We start from the raw sequence: 20,162 nt of genomic DNA on the forward strand, positions 1-20,162 counted from the left end.
GAGGGAAGATCGAACCTAAATGAACAAACCTAGGTGGTGTGCTTGGTGAGAATGAAAAAGCAGAAAAGAAAGGCAGCGACCGAAACTGGTGTTTCAATGGTTACTTGCACGAATAAACTCCCTTATATGTACAACATTTTCAATAATTACGGCAGGCAGATCATAGAAAACAAAGAGTTGATCATTATCTTGAATAATGATCAGCTCAGCTTAGCCGATTGGCAGGAACGATCTGCTATTTATCCGAATATTACCGTTTACCAATTACCGGAATCTGCAACTCTTGGCGAGTGCTTAAACTTCGCCGCTGAAAGGAGCCAATTTGAAGTAATCGCTAAATTCGATGATGATGATTTCTACTCCCGGTTCTACGTCAGCTCGGCGCTTCATGCTTTGAGAACGACAAAAGCCGATATTATCGGAAAAAGCGCTTATCACACTTATTTGGAAGAGGATAAATCGTTATCACTGCGATTTCCTAATCGAGAAAATGCCTACACGACACAAATTGCGGGGGCAACGCTGTTATTCCGCAAAAAAGTATTTCAACGAGTACGCTTCCAGCATATATCTCTAGGCGAGGACGTTGCTTTTCTTCGGGATTGCCGCTTGTCGCACTTCAAAATTTTCACAACCAATCGCTACAACTATGTGTGCAATCGCAGAACGGATCCAAATCTTCACACCTGGAAGCCATCGAAAGAATATTTCCTCAGCACCGGCATCCTGATTACCCATACCGACGATTATCGCAAATTTGTTGTGCAAGAATCACTGTAAGCTTATAAGGGGCTGTCCAATATGTCCCTAAAATAAAAAGTTGGGCGGAAAACGTAAAGTTTTCCGTCCAACTTTTTTATCTGGATGTTTTTGCAGGAAGGGGCTGTCTAGAAAGTCAGTTAAAGCTGACTTTCTGGACAACCCCTTATCATGAATCGAATAAGTTCTTCTAGCTCCATCCGCCGCCGAATCGCACGATCTTTGCTTTCCCTAACGCTCCGTTCGTTACATTGCGAGTATCATAAATAAACGGAGCATGGTCCAGCAACAGCTGTAGGGGAAGACTCGAATGATCGGTTGCAATAATGACACAATCCACCTGGCTCAGCATTGCTTCATCAAGCTTCACACTCTCAAGCATGATGCCTCCTGCCTGTATCGAGGGAACATAAGGATCATGATACATCACACACCCCGCTTCAAGCTGAAGCATATGAATAAGCTCGATGGCAGCCGACTCCCTGGCATCAGCAATATCCCGCTTATACGCAGCCCCATAAACCAATATTCGCGCACTGGACAACGACTTTGGTGCTAAGTGCAGTTTCAATTGCTGCGTCATATACATCGGCATCATACGGTTCACCGTATTCGATATTTGAATGAAATCGGATTTGATGCCATATTGCTTGATTTTCCAAGCCAAATAAGCGGGATCTACAGGAATACAATGGCCGCCAGCTCCCGGTCCGGGATAAAAGGCTTTAAAACCAAACGGCTTCGTGCTCGCTGCCTCAATAATTTCCCATAAATTTAAGGCAAGCACATCGCAGATCATCGCCAGCTCATTAATAAAGGAAATATTAATTAGACGATAAGAATTCTCCAGTAGCTTTGTCATTTCGGCGGCATCGGTTGTGGAAACACGATGCCGCTGCGTGAAGATGCAGCCATAGAGCTCTTCGATCCTATTCAAGCAGTTGGGCGTAATCCCGCTAATAACCTTAGGAATATCCGCCACACGATAATCCTGATTGCCAGGATCGACCCGTTCCGGTGAATACGCCAAATGAAAATCAACTCCCACAACCAGATCGAAAGCACTTAGAACAGGGAGCAGCACCTCTCTTGTCGTTCCCGGATACGTTGAGCTTTCCAAGATGACAAGCTGTCCCTCGCGGAGCCGACAGCCAATCTCTCGTGCCGCCTGTGTCAGAAAGCTTAAATCAGGTGTACCGTAAGCAGTAAGCGGAGTAGGTACGCATATAATTACAGCTTCTGCTGTATCTATTTGGCTGTATTCCACAGTTGGAGTAAGCCTCTTCGCTGCGATCGCTTCCTGAATTTCTACATCCTTAACCTCAAGGATATAACTCTCTCCACTGCTCAGCTTCTCAATTTTATGCTGATCCAAGTCAATGCCAAGCACATGAAAGCCTTTCCTAGCAAACAGCAGTGCTAACGGCAGGCCTACATAGCCAAGTCCAATTATAGCTACCGTTCGCTGTCTCATTCGAAATAAATCGGTTGATTCCGTGCTCATCCTCTATGATGTCACCTTCTTTCTAGCGATGATAGTCAACTGAAATAGTATATGAAGAAGCTCTATGAATGGATTGGACAATAAGCAGCTAATCATTACTGCCGATACTTTGATAGTAGTAGCCCAGTGCCTTCATATGTTGAGCATTCAGCAGGTTTCTTCCGTCAAATACATTGCCACGTGCCATAACTTGTTTCATCTTCGACCAATCGATACTACGTATGGTTGGCCACTCCGTGCATAAAAACACTGCATCTGCATCCTGCAGCGCCTCCTCCACCTCCATACATACCGCTACAGATGCATATTTCACATCGTTTGGCAGTACGGCTACAGGGTCATAAAGCGTTAATTGTGCTCGCTCATCCAACAGACTTTCGATGATTCGAAGGGATGGCGCCTCCCGGATATCATCCGTATCTGGCTTGAATGCTAAGCCTAGAATCGCTATTTTTTTATCCGAGAAGCTTCCGAGCCGCTCCCTCGCTTTATCCGTCAGATAACTGTGCTGCGTCTGGTTAACCTGCATGACCTTCTCAAGCACGCTAAGCTCGATGTTGTTATGCTTGGCAGTTAGAATTAAGGCAGATACATCCTTAGGAAAACACGATCCCCCATAGCCGATTCCGGCTTGCAGGAAGCTGGGCCCAATACGTGGATCCAAACCAATTCCGCTGGCGACCTCCTTAACATTGACGTTCAGCTTGTCGCAAAGTCTAGCAAGCTCGTTTATATATGAAATCTTTGTTGCTAGAAATGCATTTGAAGCATATTTGATAAACTCTGCTGTACGCGGCGAGGTTACGACAACGGGGCATATAAATGAATGATAGAGTGCTTTGAGCTGATTCGCCGCTCGCTCGCTTGGAGTACCGATGATGATACGATCCGGATTTAACGCATCCTCTACCGCTTTTCCTTCACGCAGAAACTCCGGATTGGACGCTGCATCGAAGGGGTATTGCTGCTCCTGCGCTGCCTTAATCCAGCTAGCAATCAGTTCTTGTGTCCCGACTGGAACGGTGCTTTTGGTTACGACCAGCTTATAGCCATTCATCTTCTGGCCAATCTCTTCAGCGACCTCCTTCACAAAGCGCAGATCGGCGCTCCCATCCGGAAGAGAAGGTGTTCCTACGCAAATAAAGATGATATCGTTCTCTTGTATTGCTTTGTCCTTATCCGTTGTGAACTTCATTTGACCCGACTGTATATGCTTCCTGATCAGCTCCTCTAAGCCTGGCTCATAGAAATGAAGGATGCCCTGCCCTAGCTGATTAATTTTGTGAGCATCCACATCCAGCCCCGTCACCTTCCAGCCAAGCTCAGCAAAAACCATCGCAGTAGTAGATCCGACATAGCCAGTCCCGATTACTAATAGATTCATTCACTTCCCCCTTCTTTCTTTGCCTGCAAACCTGTCATTACGGATTGAAAGCCGATGATCGTGTCTTTCAACAAATAAGGAATATGTTTCAAATGAACGCCGCTTAGCAGGATGCAATTCTCGATGCGGCAGTCTTCAATATGTGAATCAGAACTAATGGAAACATAAGGACCAATTACGCAATTTTTGAGGACACTTCCTTGCTTAATAGATACAGGAGATACAATGGAGCAATTGTCCATTATAACGGAATGATGGATAGCATCCTTGGCCGGCTGCGCATCAAGCATCTGCTTGTTCGCCTGCAGCCATCTCTCAACAGTTCCGACATCCATGTTAAGTTGCTCGGTCACATGATAGGTCACTTGCTTGCCATGATTAATGAGCCATTGTATAGCATCTGTAATTTCGTATTCACCTCTCTGTGATGGCTTGATCTGATGGACCGCTTGAAAGATCGAGCTGTCCAGCGCATAAGCACCTAATACGGCAAGCTTAGACTTCGGCGCCGCTGGTTTCTCCTCCAACTGCAGAATGCGTCCATCTTGCACTTCTGCGATGCCGTAATCGCGTGGATTCGCTACCTCAGCCAGCAGCAAGGAGCCGCTGCTGCCTCTGGCCTCGACGTCTAATCTCAGCTCCGTAAGGCTATGAGAAATGAGGTTGTCTCCCAGCAGCAGCAGGAATGCCTCCTCACCGATAAATGTTTGCGCTTGTTTCACTGCGTGCGAGATACCTTTCGCTTCATATTGATAAATATAAGTGAGCGCAACGCCCCAAATTTCTCCGCTGCCGACCTGCGCGCGAATCATGTCTTCCTGTGATGGATGAATAACGACCCCGATCTCTACGATCGCCTGCTCCTTTAATTTCTCGATACAAGATTGCAGAATCGAAATGTTAGCTACAGGAATTAGTGTTTTTGGAAGCTTTAAAGTGATCGGATACAACCTCGTCCCTTTACCCGCACATAGGATAAGTCCTTTCAAATCGCATCTCCCCTATTAAATCAGTTTCTATTAATCTATTAAATTCCATCTGGTTTGGTGTGGGCCGAGTAGCTCCATACTGCTCGAGTGCAGCGGATTTTTCTCAGCCCAACTAATGAATGCGCCGTGTCGACTTCTGAAAACGGCTCATATCCTAACATGAAATGCCCATAGTTACTAACCTAAGGGAGCTGAGTACATTTGAAGATTGTTCAAGTATCGACAAATACGATTCCAGTTCCTCCCAAAGATTACGGCGGCACACAGCGTGACGTTTATTATCTAACCGAGGAATTGGTTCGCCGTGGACATGAGGTTATCTTATTCGCCAAGGAAGGCTCGACCGCTGGGGCGACTCAAACCTTTGAATATCCTTCGAACAACCCGAAAGAACAGCTCGATTTTATTATAAAGAACATCCCTGAGGACGCCGATTTCATCCATGACCATTACGGGATCGTCGCACAAGCCAATCCACCTATTCCAACGATTCGCAACTCCCATTCAAAAGGAGTCAGCCGCGTACAACTGCCCGTCTACGTGAGCAAAACGATATTGCGGAAATACGGTAAAAACAAAGGCTTCTATGTCTACAATGGCATTCGCGTCGAAGATTATGAATTTAGGAAAAAGAAAAGCGGTTATTTGCTCTTCCTCGGTCGGTTAATTGAACAGAAGGGCGTGCATCTTGCGATCAAGGTTGCCCAAAAAACCGGAAGAGAGCTAATCATTGCAGGTCCGCTCAATGACAGGAAGTATTTTAATGCCAAAATTAAGCCGCACCTGAACAAACGGATCCGCTATATAGGTCCGGTCGGTGGAAGCAAGAAACACGAGCTGCTTGCAGGTGCAAGCTGCGTGCTGTTCACATCTACTTGGGATGAACCGTTTGGTCTTGTTCTAATCGAAGCATTGGCAAGTGGTACTCCCGTGCTTGGCTTCAAGAAAGGCGCAGTGCCTGAGGTGCTGAAAGGTTTGCCCCAGCTCCTCTGCTCGAACACGCGGGTGATGGTGTCCAAGATAAGAAATGCCAAGCGCTTTCCTTCTCCCCACAGGTGTAGACGATACGTGCGGAGACATTTCTCAGACAGCGTCATGACCGATCAATTCCTGAAACTTTATGCAAAGATCATCAAGGGGAACAAGTATAAGCTCATCAAAAACTCTGCATGGAATAAGAGAAAAGCTAAGCTAGTCAAACAGAACGAGGAGATGAACGAATGGTAACCATCATTGCCTGTACGATGAGGTCATCCTTTATGGATAATGTTTTCGCCAATTACGATCGGCAGCTGTGGAAGGACAAACAAATGATTATCGTGCTGAACAAAAACAATATGAATATGGAAGCGTGGAAAGAAAGAGCAAGGCGATATCCGGATAACGAGGTTAGGGTGTATCGGCTCTCTGAGAAATACAAGCTGGGCAAATGCTTGAATTTTGCCATCGGAAAGGCGAAGAACGGCATTATTACAAAGTTCGACGATGATGACTATTACGGGCCGAAATATTTACGTGAGTCCGTCCGCGCACTCAAAAAAGGGAAAGCCCAAATCATCGGCAAACATACCTCGTATCTTTATTTTGAGGAAAAAAAGGCGCTGATGGTGTTTCGCTCTGGCGGCGAACGCAAATATCAGCGCTCCGTCAAGGGAGGAACGCTTCTGTTCCGCAAATCCTTATGGAAAAAAGTGAAATTCCCAGAAAATAAATTAGTGGGCACCGATTCGGGCTGGACCGGCAGGTGCCGCCGAAGAGGCTACAAAATCTACTCCGTATCCAAAAAGCATTATGTATGCGTGAGAAGAAAAAACATTGGCTCCCATACGCAGAAAAAGAGTACAAAACGATATATGTCTCATTGCAAGCTGGTCCGACATACCCGTAACTTTAAAAAATACGTGTCTTAATTCCAAATACCTCTATAGCAGGGAGGCTAGAACAGTGGTATACCTTGTTCCCTGCTGCAATTAAAGAAAGGAGCTGAGCTGCTTTGCGAATTGCCCAAATTTCAAACAATACGATTCCTGTTCCGCCTAAGGACTATGGTGGTACCCAGCGGGAAGTGTATTATTTAACCGAGGAACTGATGAGGCGTGGTCATCAGGTTTTTTTATTCGCCAAAAAAGGAACGACGGCCTGTGCTACCAAAACCTTCTATTATCCATCGAATAATGCTACGGAGCAGTTGGCTTTCATAAAAAAACACCTCCCGAACGACGTCGATTTCATCCATGATCATTACGGAATCGTCGCGAAAGCAAACCCGCCTATTCCAACCATTCGAAGCTCCCATTCGAAGGGAGTGACCGGCGTGCAACTTCCTGTTTACGTCAGCAAAAAAATATGGAGCAAGTACGGCGATAAAAAGGGATTTTACGTGCACAACGGCATTCGGATGAAGGATTACAAGTTCCGCAAAAAGAAAAAAAAGCATCTTCTTTTTCTGGGCCGAATGATGGAGGAAAAAGGGGTTCATCTCGCCATTAAGGTCGCGAAGAAGACAGGTAAGGATTTGATCATCGCAGGTCCCGTCTACGATAAAAAATATTTCAAAACCAAGATCAAACCCCATCTGAATAAGCAAATTCGATACGTGGGGTCCGTAGGTGGTAGCAAAAAGCAGCAGTTGCTCTCTGAAGCAAGCTGTGTGTTGTTTACATCTACTTGGGATGAGCCGTTCGGGCTCGTACTGATCGAGGCGATGGCCTGCGGAACGCCTGCACTCGGCTTTCAGAGCGGAGGTGCTGTGCCTGAGGTGCTGAAGGGAATGCCGCAGCTCATCTGTAAAAACACAAAAGCGATGATCGCGAAAGCAAAACATCCGAAAAAACTTCCTTCTGCAAGAGCATGCAGACGCTATGTCAAAGCCCGCTTCTCAGATCGCGTCATGACCAGCAAGTTTCTGAAGCTCTACAATAAAATTATTAATGAAAAGCAATATAAGCTCATTAAATCCTCAGCTTGGAACGAACTTCGTTGAAGCTTGCGGACGAAGGCGTATCCATGATAGCCGCGACCATTCGTGAGCCGTATATTCATCATATCTTTCGGAACTACGACCGCCAGACCTGGACAACGAAAGAGCTGATTATTATCGTTAATCATAATGCTCTTTCTCTGGCACCTTACAAGAAGTTGGCTTCAGAGTATCCGAATGTATCCGTATACCGGGTGGATGAGCGTAAAAACTTAGGCGCATGCTTAAATTACGGAGCAGAGAAGGCAAAGTACAATTATATCGCCAAGCTTGACGATGATGATTATTATTCACCGCACTATGTAGCAGAAGCGATGCAGCAGTTCTCAAGATCCAATGCAGACATTGTCGGCAAGCGTTCCTGCTACTTCTTTTTCCCGCACCGTTCGAGGCTGCTATTCCGAAGACCAGCCGTTCCCGCAAACAGCAGATGCAAGAAAATCGCAGGGGCAACGATTATGTTTCATAAGCGCGTATTGGAAAAGGTGAAATTTTCGACGAAGCTTATACAAGGCACCGATGTGCGCTTTATACGATCTTGTCTATCAAAGGGCTTCAAGCTATATACAACCTCACGCTACAACTTCGTCGCCTTTCGCCGGAAAAATTCATCCTCTCATACGTGGAAAGTAACGGATGCGAAATTGTTAGCAAGCAGAGGAGCACTCATTATCCGTACGAATACGTTCAAGAAATATATCATTAAACCAGTGACCCTGCTATCCAAGTCTGAGAATAGCAGCAATTAACGAAATAGGCTGCCCGCTTATCAGACTTGCTGATGTTGGGCAGCCCACTTGCTTCAGTCATATATCATCCGTATGTCCTTCGTGCTTCTGCCGTGCATCTGATCTTCACCCGACTTCTTAGGAAAGACTCGCTCGGCCATTGCATTAAACTCGGCTATAAAGCCTTGTATAGGATGCCCAAGCCTCACATCATTCATATAGGCTGTCATTCGCCCAACGAAATCTGGGTTGGCTGACACATACACATGCTCGATACTTATATTGAGCTCTTTTACTTTGTTTGCAATTTGATCCTTCATTGCATCCGTGAGCATGTCCTGCCCTGTAGACAAGCTGCTCATGCGCCTGCTGATGTCCGCGCCTTCTTTCCCTCTATAACCGTTATTCGTACGGCTAAGCATTTTGGAATCAACCTTAGGCTCTCCTTCATCCAGAGATACCGCTACATAAGCATTGTGGTCAGTCAGCATAACGTAAGAGGATTGTACAATGCCAAGGCTGGTAATCTCTTCAGCGATCTTCTCGCTCATTTCCATGCGGTAATTTTTATGAGAGCCAATCACATTGTTACTGTTCAATCTGCGTCCGTTAACCCGATTCATCTCATTCATCTGATCATCGGCGAACCGTTTATTTTGGAGTAAATTACCGTTTGCATCATATCTTATACTGTTCGAGCGGATGTCTTTATTCCCAAGCTCACCGTGATTTTCCATGCAGCCTGCCAGCATCGTGCTAAGCAACACACCTGCAGACAAAACAGCGATTTGTTTGCGCATTTAGCCATCCTCCATGCTTATTGGATTAGGTTCAAGACCCTTGCTTAGCGTTTGCTTGATCCCATATATCTATTCACCTCATTGACAACACATAAGGAATAAAGTAAATTAGTATCAACTACTAGTACTTGGTACTAATTTCGAAAGGAAGTGTGCTCGCCATGATGGATAAAAAAACGTTTGCCGTTCATTCCAACGCAGCTATAACTGCAATCGGTACGTACGTTCCTGAACGAATATTAACGAATGCGGAGATGGAAAAGCTTGTTGATACAAGTGATGAATGGATTGTCCAGCGCACCGGTATTAAGGAACGTCATATTGCTGCTGACAACCAATTCACTAGCGACCTGTGTTTCGGCGCAATCGATAACATGATTGATCGTTATGGCGTGCACATAACCGATGTTGATTATATTATTGTAGCTACCTCGTCCCCTGATGCCGTTTTTCCAAGCGTTGCCTCACAGGTTCAAGCACATTATGGCATCGTTAACGCTGGTGCAGCAGATATTCAAGCTGCCTGTGCAGGCTTTGCTGCTGCGATTCAATTAGCAAATGGACTGTTGCTATCTGGTGCACATCGCAAAATATTAGTGCTGGGAGCCGAAACCTTGTCCAAAATTACCGATTACAGTGACCGTACAACTTGTATTCTGTTCGGCGATGGTGCAGGCGCATTTCTGATGGAGGCCTCTTACAATGGTCAGGGCGACGTTGCCGCTGTGTATACCAAAACGGATGGCGAACGCGGCCATCTTCTTTACCGCAGCAGCTTAGCTTCTGCGATTGGCGAGCATGCTATACAAACAAACGGCTATATCGTACAGAATGGACGCGAAGTCTACCGGTGGGCAATCAGTCATGTTGCTGAAGGCATCCAGCAGTTATTAGAGCGCAGTGGATACACCACAAACGATATCGATTGGTTTATTCCTCACAGTGCGAATATGCGCATCATCGAATCGCTATGCGAGAAGACCGGATTCACACCTCAGCAAACTTTGTCCAGCATCACACAATATGGGAATACGTCCGCAGCCTCTATTCCGCTCGCGATAGACGAAGGCTTAAAGTCAGGTATCGTAAAGCCTGGCCAGCTTATGCTGCTATACGGTTTCGGCGGCGGTTTAACACAAGCTGGTGTCGTACTGCGCTGGTCGCTATAGCACAAGACAAATAAGCCTTATACCCTGTCGTCGCACCTGTTTCATAGGATTTGACAGCAGATATAAGACTTTAATGGTCTAAGATTGACGTTTCTCATAAGCGGCTTGATGTCCATCCTCAAACCCTTTAGCAAACCCTGTATTATAGCCGTTATTAAAGGTTTGGCCAAGCTCTGCCCTCTCGTTTTCTTTATGAGCAAAACGTTTTCTGGCAACAGGCTTGCGGCGATGAAGAACTTTCTTACCCGCTATGCCTCTTCGTCCTGTCGTTTTACGCACGCTCTTCTGACTCTTATTCGTGCTTACAGCCGATTTTCGTTTATTGTTCAACACTGGCTTCACCCCCAAACGAAGCAAAACTTTGAATGGACAATTTCGGTTGAAGCCATGGCTGAACAGGTCTTCCCTTTCGTACATTCCTTCTACGCCATGCAAGACCTGTTACCGTCTCTGCGATCGATTCCTGCATAGCAGTGAGGGTACTGACATTATCCTGTAGCAGCTTGCTCGTATGTGGAGAGCATTCCCCCGCCTCTGCCATGCTCTCCAATATGCGCGCAAGTGCGTTTTGACTTCTTGCAAGCGCAGATAGAAATGCCATTCTAGTTTCCAGCTCGTTCTGCCAGCGGTTCATCAGCTTTTGTCCCCGAACGAAAAGCCCTTGCCTAACGAAGGAAGTCCTTCACCGTAGCCCTCTGTCACTTCTTCCTCCTGCTGAAGTACTGCCTTCATAATAGACACCATGCCTTGATTAAGTTTGGCGATCCCATCAATAACCTCAATGACTTGATCATGCATCTGAATGGATTGCCCCAGCTGTGCTTGCTCCGATCCGAAGCTGTTGCTATGCAAATGATTGCAAATCCAGCTGCGCATCTTCTCGGCCTCGGACGCTTTGGCTTCAAGCATAATAGCTATGTTCCATTGCATATTCGCAGCTGAGCCCAGCATCCGCAAATACGATTGTTCGCGATTCATTGCAAGCAAAGCCTCCTTATCTTCTCATCATTCTTCTTCACTCGGTTCCCTTAACTCGTGGATAACAAAGGTAAGCTGTCCGGCAAGCGTTTCCTGAAACTCAGCCAAGCTGTTTAGATAAGCAATGATGCTTTGGCCTACTGATTGCGTATTATCAAGAATCCCATTAATTCCGCCAAATTCGGGGTCCTCATCTGGAATTGCCTTTACGATTTCAGAGAGCCGGACCGTTATATGGCGCTCCGCCTCCAGCAGCCTTGCAAGCTCTGTGCTCGCTTGAGACATATGATGCATCACTTCCGTAATCGATTGGTGCATGCCGATCCCCTCCTTGCTCCTATAGCATATGCGGACTGTACGGCAGAGGTACTATTCTTGATAGCTACAAAGCTTGTCGAAGTGTTATCGGCGCGATTAGCGGCAAGCCTTCTGGAATAGCATCAAGCTCCTCCTCAGACAGCATGCGGCACTCGTGATTGGGCAAATTCCAGCCCTCTACTGCAAGCCGGCTAATAATCATTCGCTTTTTCCCATTCTCAATATAATAGCTGCTCCCGTTCCTGCTCTCGCAAACGACATGTTCATGAGCCTTCGCTAGATCAGTCAGGTGAAGCCTTTCCGTATACTCGCATACTTTTTCCGCTGCTATTTTCTCACCGACCGTCCATCGCCATAAGTCTAGCTGTGATAAACGGATTATCTTATGGTCATACGACCCCTCTATTGGCCTTCTAATATGCCCTTCGATCAAGTACGCAATAGAACCCAGTCCCTTAACGACCATTTGCTGCGGATAGAACAGAGCTTCTCCAAGTTTGGCCTCTGCCTCAGTCAGTGGTTGCTGCCCGGTATACACGAGCAATGTCTTCTCGAATAGAGATTCTTCTAACCCGCTCCATTTACTATGGAAGTATCGATTTGAGCCTTCACTTTTTCCTGTCGCTATATTCAGCTCGTCGGAAGCCTGTATAGATAATTCATCCGTATTTTGCTCCATATGAATAAAAGCGTCTCTTGCACATACAAGCGAATAGCCTTGAAGCCGGGTTCGATAGCCATAATCATCTGCATCGTATGGTGCTTCGAAGCAGCCTTCATCCAAATAGCCTACTCTCTCAAGAAGTTCGCGCCGGAATAACAAACAGCTGCTAGACAAGCGTTCCACTTGATGCCATTTCGACGAATCACTTTCATTATTCCTTCTAGCAAATTCATGCGTATCATTCAGATCATCCACATGCAGGATGATCTGCTGTTTCCCGCTCAAACCGGAAGATATAGGGCCGACAATACCGATACCAGGCTCGCTATTCAGACAAATAAGAAGATTATCAAGCCAGTTCTCCATCGGACGCATACGGCTGTTCAACAACAGAATAGTCGTACCTTTCGCCATCATGAAGCCAATATTCGCTGCACCGGTATAGCCAGCTGGTTCAGTTAATATTCGATATCGAACCTGTCCGTCCAATTGCTTCAAATAAGATTCGATTCCATCAGTAGACCCGTTATCGACGACGATAATCTCGTAAGGCAAATCGGTAAGCTCCATAATGCCTTCAATGCATGCTTTTACAGATTCAACCTCGTTATCGCTTGGGATGACTATACTGGTTCCATCAAAAAGCGCATCATAGCTTGCTATGCCCGCTTGCACGCCTTGATGGTAGCCCTCGTTCAGTCCCGACTTATAGCGCTCCATCCGTTTTTCAGCATTTTTCCGCAAGCCTGCATTAGTTTTGAGACGTCGGACCGGCCTTTTTTTGCGTCTCATCATTAACCTCTCCAATCCGTCATATAGTCGAACGCTTTAACAACATATTGTATGTAGGGAACACATATCTGTAACGGCAAGCGTACAGCTGATAGAAGCGGCTGCGATGAAAGTTGTAGTGCAAGAATGATTCATCGTGAAACAGTTGTCCCCATCCTCTGACAGCTGCGCGCGTTTCATTCCGAGAAATATAGAGAAAGAATGGCGAAATCATTTCCTTTCCTATATTTAAAGGTGAAACGGCTGTCGCCGTCCTTTGGCGGCACGGCGCGTTTCATTCCGAGAAATATAGAGAAAGGATAGCGAAATCATTTCCTTTCCTATATTTTAAAATAGCTTTCCAGAAAAAAGGACTGTCGCTAAAGGCTCTATCGGCCTATGCTAACAGTCCTGTTATATGGCTTATCCTTTTCCGATTGCAATCCAGTTCATATTTCCACGCGGCTCATGGCTGATTCTCGTGCGTATGATGACGATGGCCGCTCTATCAATCGCCTTAGAATGAACGACAGCATAACATGCTGGATTATCAGTGGTAACCGTCAATACATAACGATTATCTGCAAAAGGCACCTCGAAAACGATAATAAGCTCAACCTGTTCCTCCTGAGCAGCAAAGCTGTAAGGCGCCAGCCCGAACTGTTGTCTCACAACGCCGAAACTAGAGCTGGCTATTACTGGTGTGAAACGGAGTGCAGAAAGTCCAACTGATTGCTTCTGTAAATGCTCTTCACCAATCGAGTCGACAGCAATCTGTTCAGACTGTAGATTCTCCGTGCTTGATGAGAAGCTGTTCAGTAAACCAGGTGCCAGCTTATCTGCCGTAATGCTGCCCTGCGCGATTTGCACTGAGCCTATGCTTCCTGCCGTAAGCTTCGCCCCTGTCACACTTCCGTCTGCTAACTGTTCCGAGCCTACGCTGCCTGCCGTCAGCTTCGCTCCTGTCACGCTTCCGTCTGCTAACTGTCCCGAGCCTACACTGCCTGCCGTCAGCTTCGATCCTGTCACGCTTCCGTCTGCTAACTGTTCCGAACCTACACTGCCTGCCGTCAGCTTCGCTCCTGTCACACTTCCGTCAGCTAACTGTTCCGAACTTACACTGCCTGACGTCAGCTTCGCTCTTGTCACGCTTCCGTCAGCTAACTGTTCCGAGCCTACGCTACCTGCCGTCAGCTTCGCTCCTGTCACGCTTCCGTCAGCTATCTGTTCCGAACTTACGCTGCCTGACGTCAGCTTCGCTCCTGTCACGCTTCCGTCTGCTAACTGTTCCGAACTTACACTGCCTGACGTCAGCTTCGCTCCTGTCACGCTTCCATCCACTAGTTGCGCCGTAGCTACGCTGCCATTCGTCAGCTTCGCTCCCGTCACGCTTCCGTCTATCAGATGCGCCGAGCCTATGCTGCCGTTCGTCAGCTTCACTCCTGTCACGCTTCCGTCCGCTAGCTGCTTTTCGCCTACGCTACCTGCTGTCAGCTTCACTCTTGTCACGCTTCCGTCTGCTAGCTGCCCTTCGCCTACGCTACCTGCTGTCAGCTTCGCTCCTGTCACGCTTTCGTCTGCCAGCTGCCCTTCGCCTACGCTACCTGCTGTCAGCTTCGCTCCTGTCACGCTTCCGTCCGCTAACTGCGCTTCGCTTACGCTGCCTACCGTTAGCTTCGCTCCCGTCACGCTTCCATCCACTAGTTGCGCCGAACCTACGCTGCCATTCGCCAGCTTCGCTCCTGTCACGCTTCCATCTACCAGTTGCGCCGAGCCTACGCTGCCATTCGTCAGCTTCGCCCCCGTCACGCTTCCGTCCGCTAGCTGCGCTTCTCCTATGCTGCCTACCGTCAGCTTCGCTCCTGTCACGCTTCCGTCCACCAGCTGCGCTTCTCCTACGCTGCCGACTGTCAGCTTCGCCCCCGTCACGCTTCCGTCCGCTAGCTGCGCTTCTCCTATGCTGCCTAACGTCAGCTTCGCTCCCGTCACGCTTCCGTCCACCAGTTGCGCTGAACCTACGCTGCCTAACGTCAGCTTCGCTCCTGTCACGCTTCCGTCCACCAGTTGCGCTGAACCTACGCTGCCTAACGTCAACTTCGCTCCCGTCACGCTTCCGTCCACCAGTTGCGCTGAACCTACGCTGCCTAACGTCAACTTCGCTCCCGTCACGCTTCCATCCGCTAGCTGCGATTCGCCTACGCTGCCTAACGTCAGCTTCGCTCTCGTCACGCTTCCATCCGCTAGCTGCGATTCACCTACGCTGCCTAACGTCAGCTTCGCCTCCGTCACGCTTCCGTCTGCTAGCTGCGCTTCGCCTACGCTACCTAACGCCAACTTCGCTCCCGTCACGTTTCCGTCCACCAGCTGCGCTTCGCCTACACTTCCTAATGTCAGCTTCGCTCCTGTCACGCTTCCGTCCACCAGTTGCGCTGAACCTACGCTGCCTGCCGTCAGCTTCGCTCCTGTCACACTACCGTCAACAAGCTGCGCTGAACCTACGCTGCCTACCGTCAGCTTCGCTCCTGTCACGCTTCCGTCCACCAGTTGCGCTGAACCTACGCTGCCTGCTGTCAGCTTCACTCCTGTCACACTACCGTCAACAAGCTGCGCTGAACCTACGCTACCAACCGTCAGCTTCGCTCCCGTCACGCTTCCGTCCACCAGCTGCGCTTCGCCTACGCTGCCAACCGTCAGCTTCGCTCCCGTCACGCTTCCGTCCACCAGCTGTGCTTCGCCTACGCTGCCAATCGTCAGCTTCGCTCCCGTCACGCTTCCGTCCACCAGCTGCGCTTCGCCTACGCTGCCAACCGTCAGCTTCGCTCCTGTCACACTACCGTCAACAAGCTGCGCTGAACCTACACTGCTTACCGTCAGCTTCGCTCCCGTCACGCTTCCGTCAACAAGCTGCGCTGAACCTACGCTACCAACCGTCAGCTTCGCTCCCGTCACACTACCGTCAACAAGCTGCGCTGAACCTACGCTGCTGGCCGTCAGCTTTGCCTCCGTCACGCTTCCATCCGCTATCTGCTCACTCCCGATCACATCTGCGGCAAGCTTCTCACGTGTAATTGAGCCGTCGTTCAGTTGCTCCGTTCTTACACTGTTTGCTGAGAGCTGTTTACTGCCAATCGTGCCTTTCTTCAGCTTACTACCCGGAATGGTCTCGTCTGCCAGCTTATCGAATGAAAGCACATCGCCAGCTAGATGAGCAAGTGTAATGGTGCCTTTACGAATATGATAGCCTTGAATCGTGTCTGACTTCAGATGCTTTCCGGCTAGCGATTCGAGCTGAACATGCTCACTGGAAACGGCATCCTGTGCCAGCTTCGACCTCGTCACGGATTCATCCTGCAATGCCTGCTCTCCCACGCTGCCTGGGGTCAAATGTGCTGCAAATACCGCATGCGACTGAATCTGCTTGGCGCCGATCGACAGCTCTGCTATCTTGGCAGAAGTAACTGCTCCCTCTTCCAAATGGTCGGTTCCTATTGCTTCTAAACGCAGTGCCTCCGCACCTACAGAGCCATTCTGCAGATGACTCGAAACGATGCTGCCGGCCGCGAGCTTATCAGAGGTTACCGAATCATTAACCAAATGGGCACCGTGAACTGAGCCCTCTGACAAATGAATACCGAGCACCACCGCGTTTCCAATATGGCGACTGTGTATAGCTTCATCTGCGATTTGCTTCGATTGTACTGCACCAAATGCCAGCTTCGATGACGTTACTACATTATCCTGCAGTGAATCAGGCCCTACCGAATGCTCTGCCAGATGACTAGATCCGATTGCCCTTGCTTCAATGTGAGCCGAACGAATGGAATCCGGTTGAATATGCTGAGCGCTAATTGACTTGATAGCGATATGACTTGGAAGAATCGAATGAGAGGACAGCTTGCCGCTTGTCACACTTCCGTCAGCCAGCTTCGCTGACGAAACACTGAGATCAGCCAGCTTATCAGTCGTTACAGATTCTGGAGACAGCTTGAGTGAATTGACCACATGATCCGCCAAATGATGAGAGAATACCGCGCCAGGTGCAAGATAACGTTCCGTTACAGCCCCTTGCGACAGCTTGCTGCTCAATATTGAGCCATCCTGCAGATGGCTGCTGCCCACTGCATCGGTGACTAGATGATGCGCTTCAATGATGGCAGACTTCAAATGCTGTCCGCTGACTGCCTCAAACGCCAGCGACTCACCGGTTACAGCTCCCTCAGTGAAATGGTACGCCCTTAACGACTCCGGTGCCAGCTTTTGGAACGTTACAGCCTCATCCTGCAAATGTCTGGTTTCTACTGCGCCGCCTTCCAGAACAGATCCGTCAACCGCCCCTTCAACCAGCTTACTGCGAGAAATCGAGCCATCCGCGAGCTGTGCCGAACCAACCGCTCCGTGGCTAATATGCACTTTTTTAATGGCTTGAGGTGCCAGTTTATCCTCGTTAATAATACCGTTTTGCAAATGTCCCCGTGCAATTGCACCTTCTGCAATGTGCTTCTCTGCAATCACTTGCTCCGTCAAATGTGCCTGAACGATCTGTCCTTCAGCAATCTTCTCTGTCGTAACGCTGCCAAGTCCCAAATGACGGCTTAATACCGAATCACTAGCCAGCTTCTGAGCATTCACACTTTGATCCGAGAGCTTAGATAGCGTGATGGAATGATCGACGATTTTGATCGTAGTTACCGACTGGTCTGCCAGCTTCGACGAATTGATCAAATGATCCGCCAGATGCTCACTTCCGATTTGTCCCGCACCAATGTGCGCGCTTAGGATAGACGCCTGCTGAACATGCAAGGATGTCACTGTTCCATCCGCCAATTGCTCGGCTTTGACAGCTCCTGCTTGCAGCTCTCTGGTTCCGACTGACCCCTCCGCTAGATGGTCAGAAGTTATTTCGCCCTCCGCCAGATGCTTCCCCTCAATAATGCCTAACGCAACATGCTCCGCGAGCAGAAGACCTGCCTTCAGATGCTCCGATTCTACTGCCTCTGCTGCGATTTTCTCGCTAGTAACCGCTCCATCACGCAGCTTGGAGGTTGTAACCGCACCTTCAGTAAGCTTCGAATTGTTAATGCTCTCGTTTGCCAGGTTTTCAGGTCGTATTGCACCGCTTTTGATTTTTTCGGATGTAATCGCTTGATCAGCAATCAGCTCCGTCGTAACAAGCAGTGACTTCAAATGCTTGGATTCAATCGAGCCCGCTGCTATTTTTTCTGCATCAATCGTGCGATCAGCCAGCTTCTCAGAGCTTATACTTCCATCCTTCAGCTTGCTGCCTGAAATCGAGTGATCCAAAATTTTATCACCAGTAACCGAATAATTGGCCAAATGGCTGCTCGTAATCGCTCCATTTGCGATTTTAACGGACTGAACAATACCATCCCCCAGATGAATAGCCTGAACGGCATAGTCGCCTAAAGAGCTTGCATGTACGCTGTTCGGTGCAAGCTTGCTGCTATCAATTGAGCCTGGAGCAATCTTCTCAGTGGTGACGGACAGGTCAACCAGATCATCTGTATAAATAAATGCCTGCGGACCTTCCGGCTCCCTCTTCTCCTCCACTTTCTCCAGCTTCTCCTCTAAGCTGAACGCTTGTACGGCTTCCTCCTCAATCGCTGGTTCTTCAATCACTGGTTCTTCAATCAGCTGCTCTTCAAGCTCCTCGATATCCAATTCGTCAGCCAGCTCAGCCTCTGTCTGCTCAGGCGATGCCTCAAGTACAGCATGCACCTTAATATTTGCCATCTGTTCCGTTTCATCAGCTGTAATTATGGATGTTTTGGACGTTTGCGCTTGCGCATGTGCTTGCAGCAAAGCTTTCCTCTTGTTTAGATCATCCAGCCACTTTAATTCGGAAGTATTCGGATTATCAACATAAAAAAGCGGCTTTCGCCCCTTCGGGCTTTTCCCTTTTCTGTTTTTTGTCATAGTCCTCTCCTTCTTCCACCTGAAATGTCTAGGTAATATATGCAGGAACCCATGGGCTCGCTACTGGAAGCAGAGGCAAATATGGTTTTCAAGCTTTTTGTACAGCAAAAAACCACGGAAGCAAGCTGCTCTCCGCGGTTTTATTGTACGATCTATCTGGATCTCGATAGCAAATATAAGAAATAAGGAGCACCAATAACAGCAACGACGATGCCTGTCGGAATTTCATTAGGCTGGAAAGCCCAACGTGCAAGCGTATCGGCAACAATTACGAGCAAAGCTCCAACAAAGGCTGAGGCCGGAATAAGGACTTGATGCTGCGGACCTACCAGTCTTCTTGCGAGATGGGGAGCAATGAGCCCCACGAAGCCGATCCCGCCGCCCACTGCGACACAAGAGCCTGCCAACCCAACAGCTGCACCGAGCAGCCAAGCTCGCTCTTTGTTGACTTGAGCCCCTAGTCCAATTGCCATCTGATCTCCCAGATTCAAAGCATTCAATGACTTCGCTTTGTATTGTACGAACGGTAATATAATAATGAGCCATGGCAGCAGCGCAAGTACATATTTCCAGTTCGTTCCCCAAATGCTGCCTGCCATCCATACAGCGAAAGACTGATATTTCTCCGGGGTAAGACGCAAAATCAATATTTGCATGGAAGCGCCTATCCCAGCTGCGACCGCGATACCAACCAGAATCATTCGGGTAGGCAGTAAGCCGCGATGACGTTTATACGACAGTACGAAAATAAGTAACGCCGTCAATGCCGCACCAATGAGTGCTAGAAACGGCATAAGAAATATCGAGCCTTTTTGCGTAGGCGGATAATAGGAAATAAATAAAATAACTGCGAGACCCGCACCTGCGTTAATACCAAGCAGACCGGGGTCAGCGAGTGGATTTCGAGAAATCCCTTGAATAATACAGCCTGAAACGGCAAATCCAGCACCAATTAACACGGATATGACGATCCTCGGCAAACGGAAATCAAATAAGATCAATTGCTGCTTGTCCGTACCTGCTCCGAACAGCGTCTTCAAGACATCCAGTGGTGCCAATCGGATAAAACCTGTATTCATACTAATGATAAATGCTAATACTATCAGCGTACTAAGAATTGTCATAACAAGCACGGCACGTTTTCTTCTACGCTGCTCTGTTGCGGATATGTACAACGTTTCCAT

General features: G+C 48.2%; 17 protein-coding genes. 6 read left to right on the forward strand and 11 right to left on the reverse strand.

Annotated elements, in window-relative coordinates; genetic code table 11:
- Positions 1-51: 51 nt before the first annotated feature.
- Positions 52-780: a glycosyltransferase family 2 protein gene (locus FGT79_RS24235; RefSeq protein WP_246096604.1), complete on the forward strand. Its 729-nt coding sequence runs from the start codon at positions 52-54 to the stop codon at positions 778-780.
- 169 nt (positions 781-949) lie between these two features.
- Here the strand turns inward: FGT79_RS24235 and FGT79_RS24240 are convergent, their stop codons facing one another.
- The 3 genes from FGT79_RS24240 to FGT79_RS24250 all read right to left on the reverse strand — a co-directional run bounded on the left by FGT79_RS24240 (position 950) and on the right by FGT79_RS24250 (position 4,636).
- Positions 950-2,263: a nucleotide sugar dehydrogenase gene (locus tag FGT79_RS24240; RefSeq protein WP_246096597.1), complete on the reverse strand. Its 1,314-nt coding sequence runs from the start codon at positions 2,261-2,263 to the stop codon at positions 950-952.
- Between the two features lie 88 nt (positions 2,264-2,351).
- Positions 2,352-3,647, reverse strand: coding sequence for a UDP-glucose dehydrogenase family protein (locus FGT79_RS24245; protein ID WP_138755431.1), 1,296 nt, complete (start codon positions 3,645-3,647; stop codon positions 2,352-2,354).
- The gene (locus tag FGT79_RS24250; protein WP_138755432.1) at positions 3,644-4,636 is read right to left on the reverse strand and encodes a sugar phosphate nucleotidyltransferase; all 993 of its coding nucleotides are present in this window, start codon (positions 4,634-4,636) and stop codon (positions 3,644-3,646) included. The genes FGT79_RS24245 and FGT79_RS24250 overlap by 4 nt, the downstream gene beginning before the upstream one ends.
- 201 nt (positions 4,637-4,837) lie before the next feature.
- On the opposite strand from FGT79_RS24250, the gene FGT79_RS24255 reads away from it, so the two are divergent.
- The 4 genes from FGT79_RS24255 (at position 4,838) to FGT79_RS24270 (ending at position 8,365) form a co-directional block, all read left to right on the forward strand.
- The gene (locus tag FGT79_RS24255; protein WP_138755433.1) at positions 4,838-5,863 is read left to right on the forward strand and encodes a glycosyltransferase family 4 protein; all 1,026 of its coding nucleotides are present in this window, start codon (positions 4,838-4,840) and stop codon (positions 5,861-5,863) included.
- Positions 5,857-6,546, forward strand: a complete 690-nt coding sequence (locus FGT79_RS24260; protein ID WP_138755434.1) for a glycosyltransferase family 2 protein — start codon at positions 5,857-5,859, stop codon at positions 6,544-6,546. The genes FGT79_RS24255 and FGT79_RS24260 overlap by 7 nt, the downstream gene beginning before the upstream one ends.
- A gap of 83 nt (positions 6,547-6,629) precedes the next feature.
- Positions 6,630-7,619 carry a glycosyltransferase gene (locus tag FGT79_RS24265; RefSeq protein ID WP_138755435.1) on the forward strand — a complete coding sequence of 330 codons (990 nt, stop codon included), beginning with the start codon at positions 6,630-6,632 and terminating at the stop codon, positions 7,617-7,619.
- Positions 7,616-8,365, forward strand: a complete 750-nt coding sequence (locus FGT79_RS24270; protein ID WP_246096598.1) for a glycosyltransferase family 2 protein — start codon at positions 7,616-7,618, stop codon at positions 8,363-8,365. The genes FGT79_RS24265 and FGT79_RS24270 overlap by 4 nt, the downstream gene beginning before the upstream one ends.
- A gap of 53 nt (positions 8,366-8,418) precedes the next feature.
- Here the strand turns inward: FGT79_RS24270 and FGT79_RS24275 are convergent, their stop codons facing one another.
- Positions 8,419-9,144, reverse strand: coding sequence for a YhcN/YlaJ family sporulation lipoprotein (locus FGT79_RS24275; protein ID WP_138755436.1), 726 nt, complete (start codon positions 9,142-9,144; stop codon positions 8,419-8,421).
- 161 nt (positions 9,145-9,305) lie between these two features.
- Between FGT79_RS24275 and FGT79_RS24280 the strand changes: the two genes are divergently transcribed.
- Positions 9,306-10,313 (forward strand): ketoacyl-ACP synthase III, encoded by a 1,008-nt coding sequence (locus FGT79_RS24280; RefSeq protein WP_425465044.1) that lies wholly within the window; start codon positions 9,306-9,308, stop codon positions 10,311-10,313.
- A 78-nt stretch (positions 10,314-10,391) separates the two neighbouring features.
- Here the strand turns inward: FGT79_RS24280 and FGT79_RS24285 are convergent, their stop codons facing one another.
- From FGT79_RS24285 to FGT79_RS24315, 7 genes are all read right to left on the reverse strand, one after another.
- Positions 10,392-10,646, reverse strand: a complete 255-nt coding sequence (locus FGT79_RS24285; RefSeq protein ID WP_138755437.1) for a hypothetical protein — start codon at positions 10,644-10,646, stop codon at positions 10,392-10,394.
- A complete protein-coding gene (locus tag FGT79_RS24290; protein WP_138755438.1) occupies positions 10,633-10,947 on the reverse strand; it encodes a hypothetical protein in 315 nt (104 codons plus the stop codon). The genes FGT79_RS24285 and FGT79_RS24290 overlap by 14 nt, the downstream gene beginning before the upstream one ends.
- Entirely contained in the window at positions 10,947-11,291 is a 345-nt protein-coding gene (locus tag FGT79_RS24295) for an alpha-helical endospore appendage domain-containing protein (protein WP_138755439.1), read from the reverse strand. Before FGT79_RS24295 ends, FGT79_RS24290 begins: the two co-directional genes overlap by 1 nt.
- 27 nt (positions 11,292-11,318) lie before the next feature.
- Positions 11,319-11,609, reverse strand: coding sequence for a nucleoside-diphosphate sugar epimerase (locus FGT79_RS24300; protein ID WP_138755440.1), 291 nt, complete (start codon positions 11,607-11,609; stop codon positions 11,319-11,321).
- A gap of 64 nt (positions 11,610-11,673) precedes the next feature.
- Positions 11,674-13,068, reverse strand: coding sequence for a glycosyltransferase family 2 protein (locus FGT79_RS24305; protein WP_138755441.1), 1,395 nt, complete (start codon positions 13,066-13,068; stop codon positions 11,674-11,676).
- A gap of 399 nt (positions 13,069-13,467) precedes the next feature.
- Positions 13,468-18,978: a WIAG-tail domain gene (locus FGT79_RS24310; protein WP_138755442.1), complete on the reverse strand. Its 5,511-nt coding sequence runs from the start codon at positions 18,976-18,978 to the stop codon at positions 13,468-13,470.
- Between the two features lie 152 nt (positions 18,979-19,130).
- A complete protein-coding gene (locus FGT79_RS24315) occupies positions 19,131-20,162 on the reverse strand; it encodes a FecCD family ABC transporter permease (protein WP_138755443.1) in 1,032 nt (343 codons plus the stop codon).

Source organism: Paenibacillus sinopodophylli (assembly GCF_005930355.1).
In the GTDB taxonomy this organism is placed as follows: Bacteria; Bacillota; Bacilli; order Paenibacillales; family Paenibacillaceae; genus Pristimantibacillus; species Pristimantibacillus sinopodophylli.

What these genes read in the sequence shown, in the direction of transcription:
- FGT79_RS24235 (WP_246096604.1), top strand. Translation starts at nt 52, where the DNA reads ATGAAAAAGCAGAAAAGAAAGGCAGCGACCGAAACTGGTGTTTCAATG.
- FGT79_RS24240 (WP_246096597.1), bottom strand. Translation starts at nt 2,263, where the DNA reads ATGAGCACGGAATCAACCGATTTATTTCGAATGAGACAGCGAACGGTA.
- FGT79_RS24245 (WP_138755431.1), bottom strand. Translation starts at nt 3,647, where the DNA reads ATGAATCTATTAGTAATCGGGACTGGCTATGTCGGATCTACTACTGCG.
- FGT79_RS24260 (WP_138755434.1), top strand. Translation starts at nt 5,857, where the DNA reads ATGGTAACCATCATTGCCTGTACGATGAGGTCATCCTTTATGGATAAT.
- FGT79_RS24275 (WP_138755436.1), bottom strand. Translation starts at nt 9,144, where the DNA reads ATGCGCAAACAAATCGCTGTTTTGTCTGCAGGTGTGTTGCTTAGCACG.
- FGT79_RS24280 (WP_425465044.1), top strand. Translation starts at nt 9,306, where the DNA reads ATGATGGATAAAAAAACGTTTGCCGTTCATTCCAACGCAGCTATAACT.
- FGT79_RS24290 (WP_138755438.1), bottom strand. Translation starts at nt 10,947, where the DNA reads ATGAACCGCTGGCAGAACGAGCTGGAAACTAGAATGGCATTTCTATCT.
- FGT79_RS24295 (WP_138755439.1), bottom strand. Translation starts at nt 11,291, where the DNA reads ATGAATCGCGAACAATCGTATTTGCGGATGCTGGGCTCAGCTGCGAAT.
- FGT79_RS24300 (WP_138755440.1), bottom strand. Translation starts at nt 11,609, where the DNA reads ATGCACCAATCGATTACGGAAGTGATGCATCATATGTCTCAAGCGAGC.
- FGT79_RS24305 (WP_138755441.1), bottom strand. Translation starts at nt 13,068, where the DNA reads ATGATGAGACGCAAAAAAAGGCCGGTCCGACGTCTCAAAACTAATGCA.
- FGT79_RS24310 (WP_138755442.1), bottom strand. Translation starts at nt 18,978, where the DNA reads ATGACAAAAAACAGAAAAGGGAAAAGCCCGAAGGGGCGAAAGCCGCTT.
- FGT79_RS24315 (WP_138755443.1), bottom strand. Translation starts at nt 20,162, where the DNA reads ATGGAAACGTTGTACATATCCGCAACAGAGCAGCGTAGAAGAAAACGT.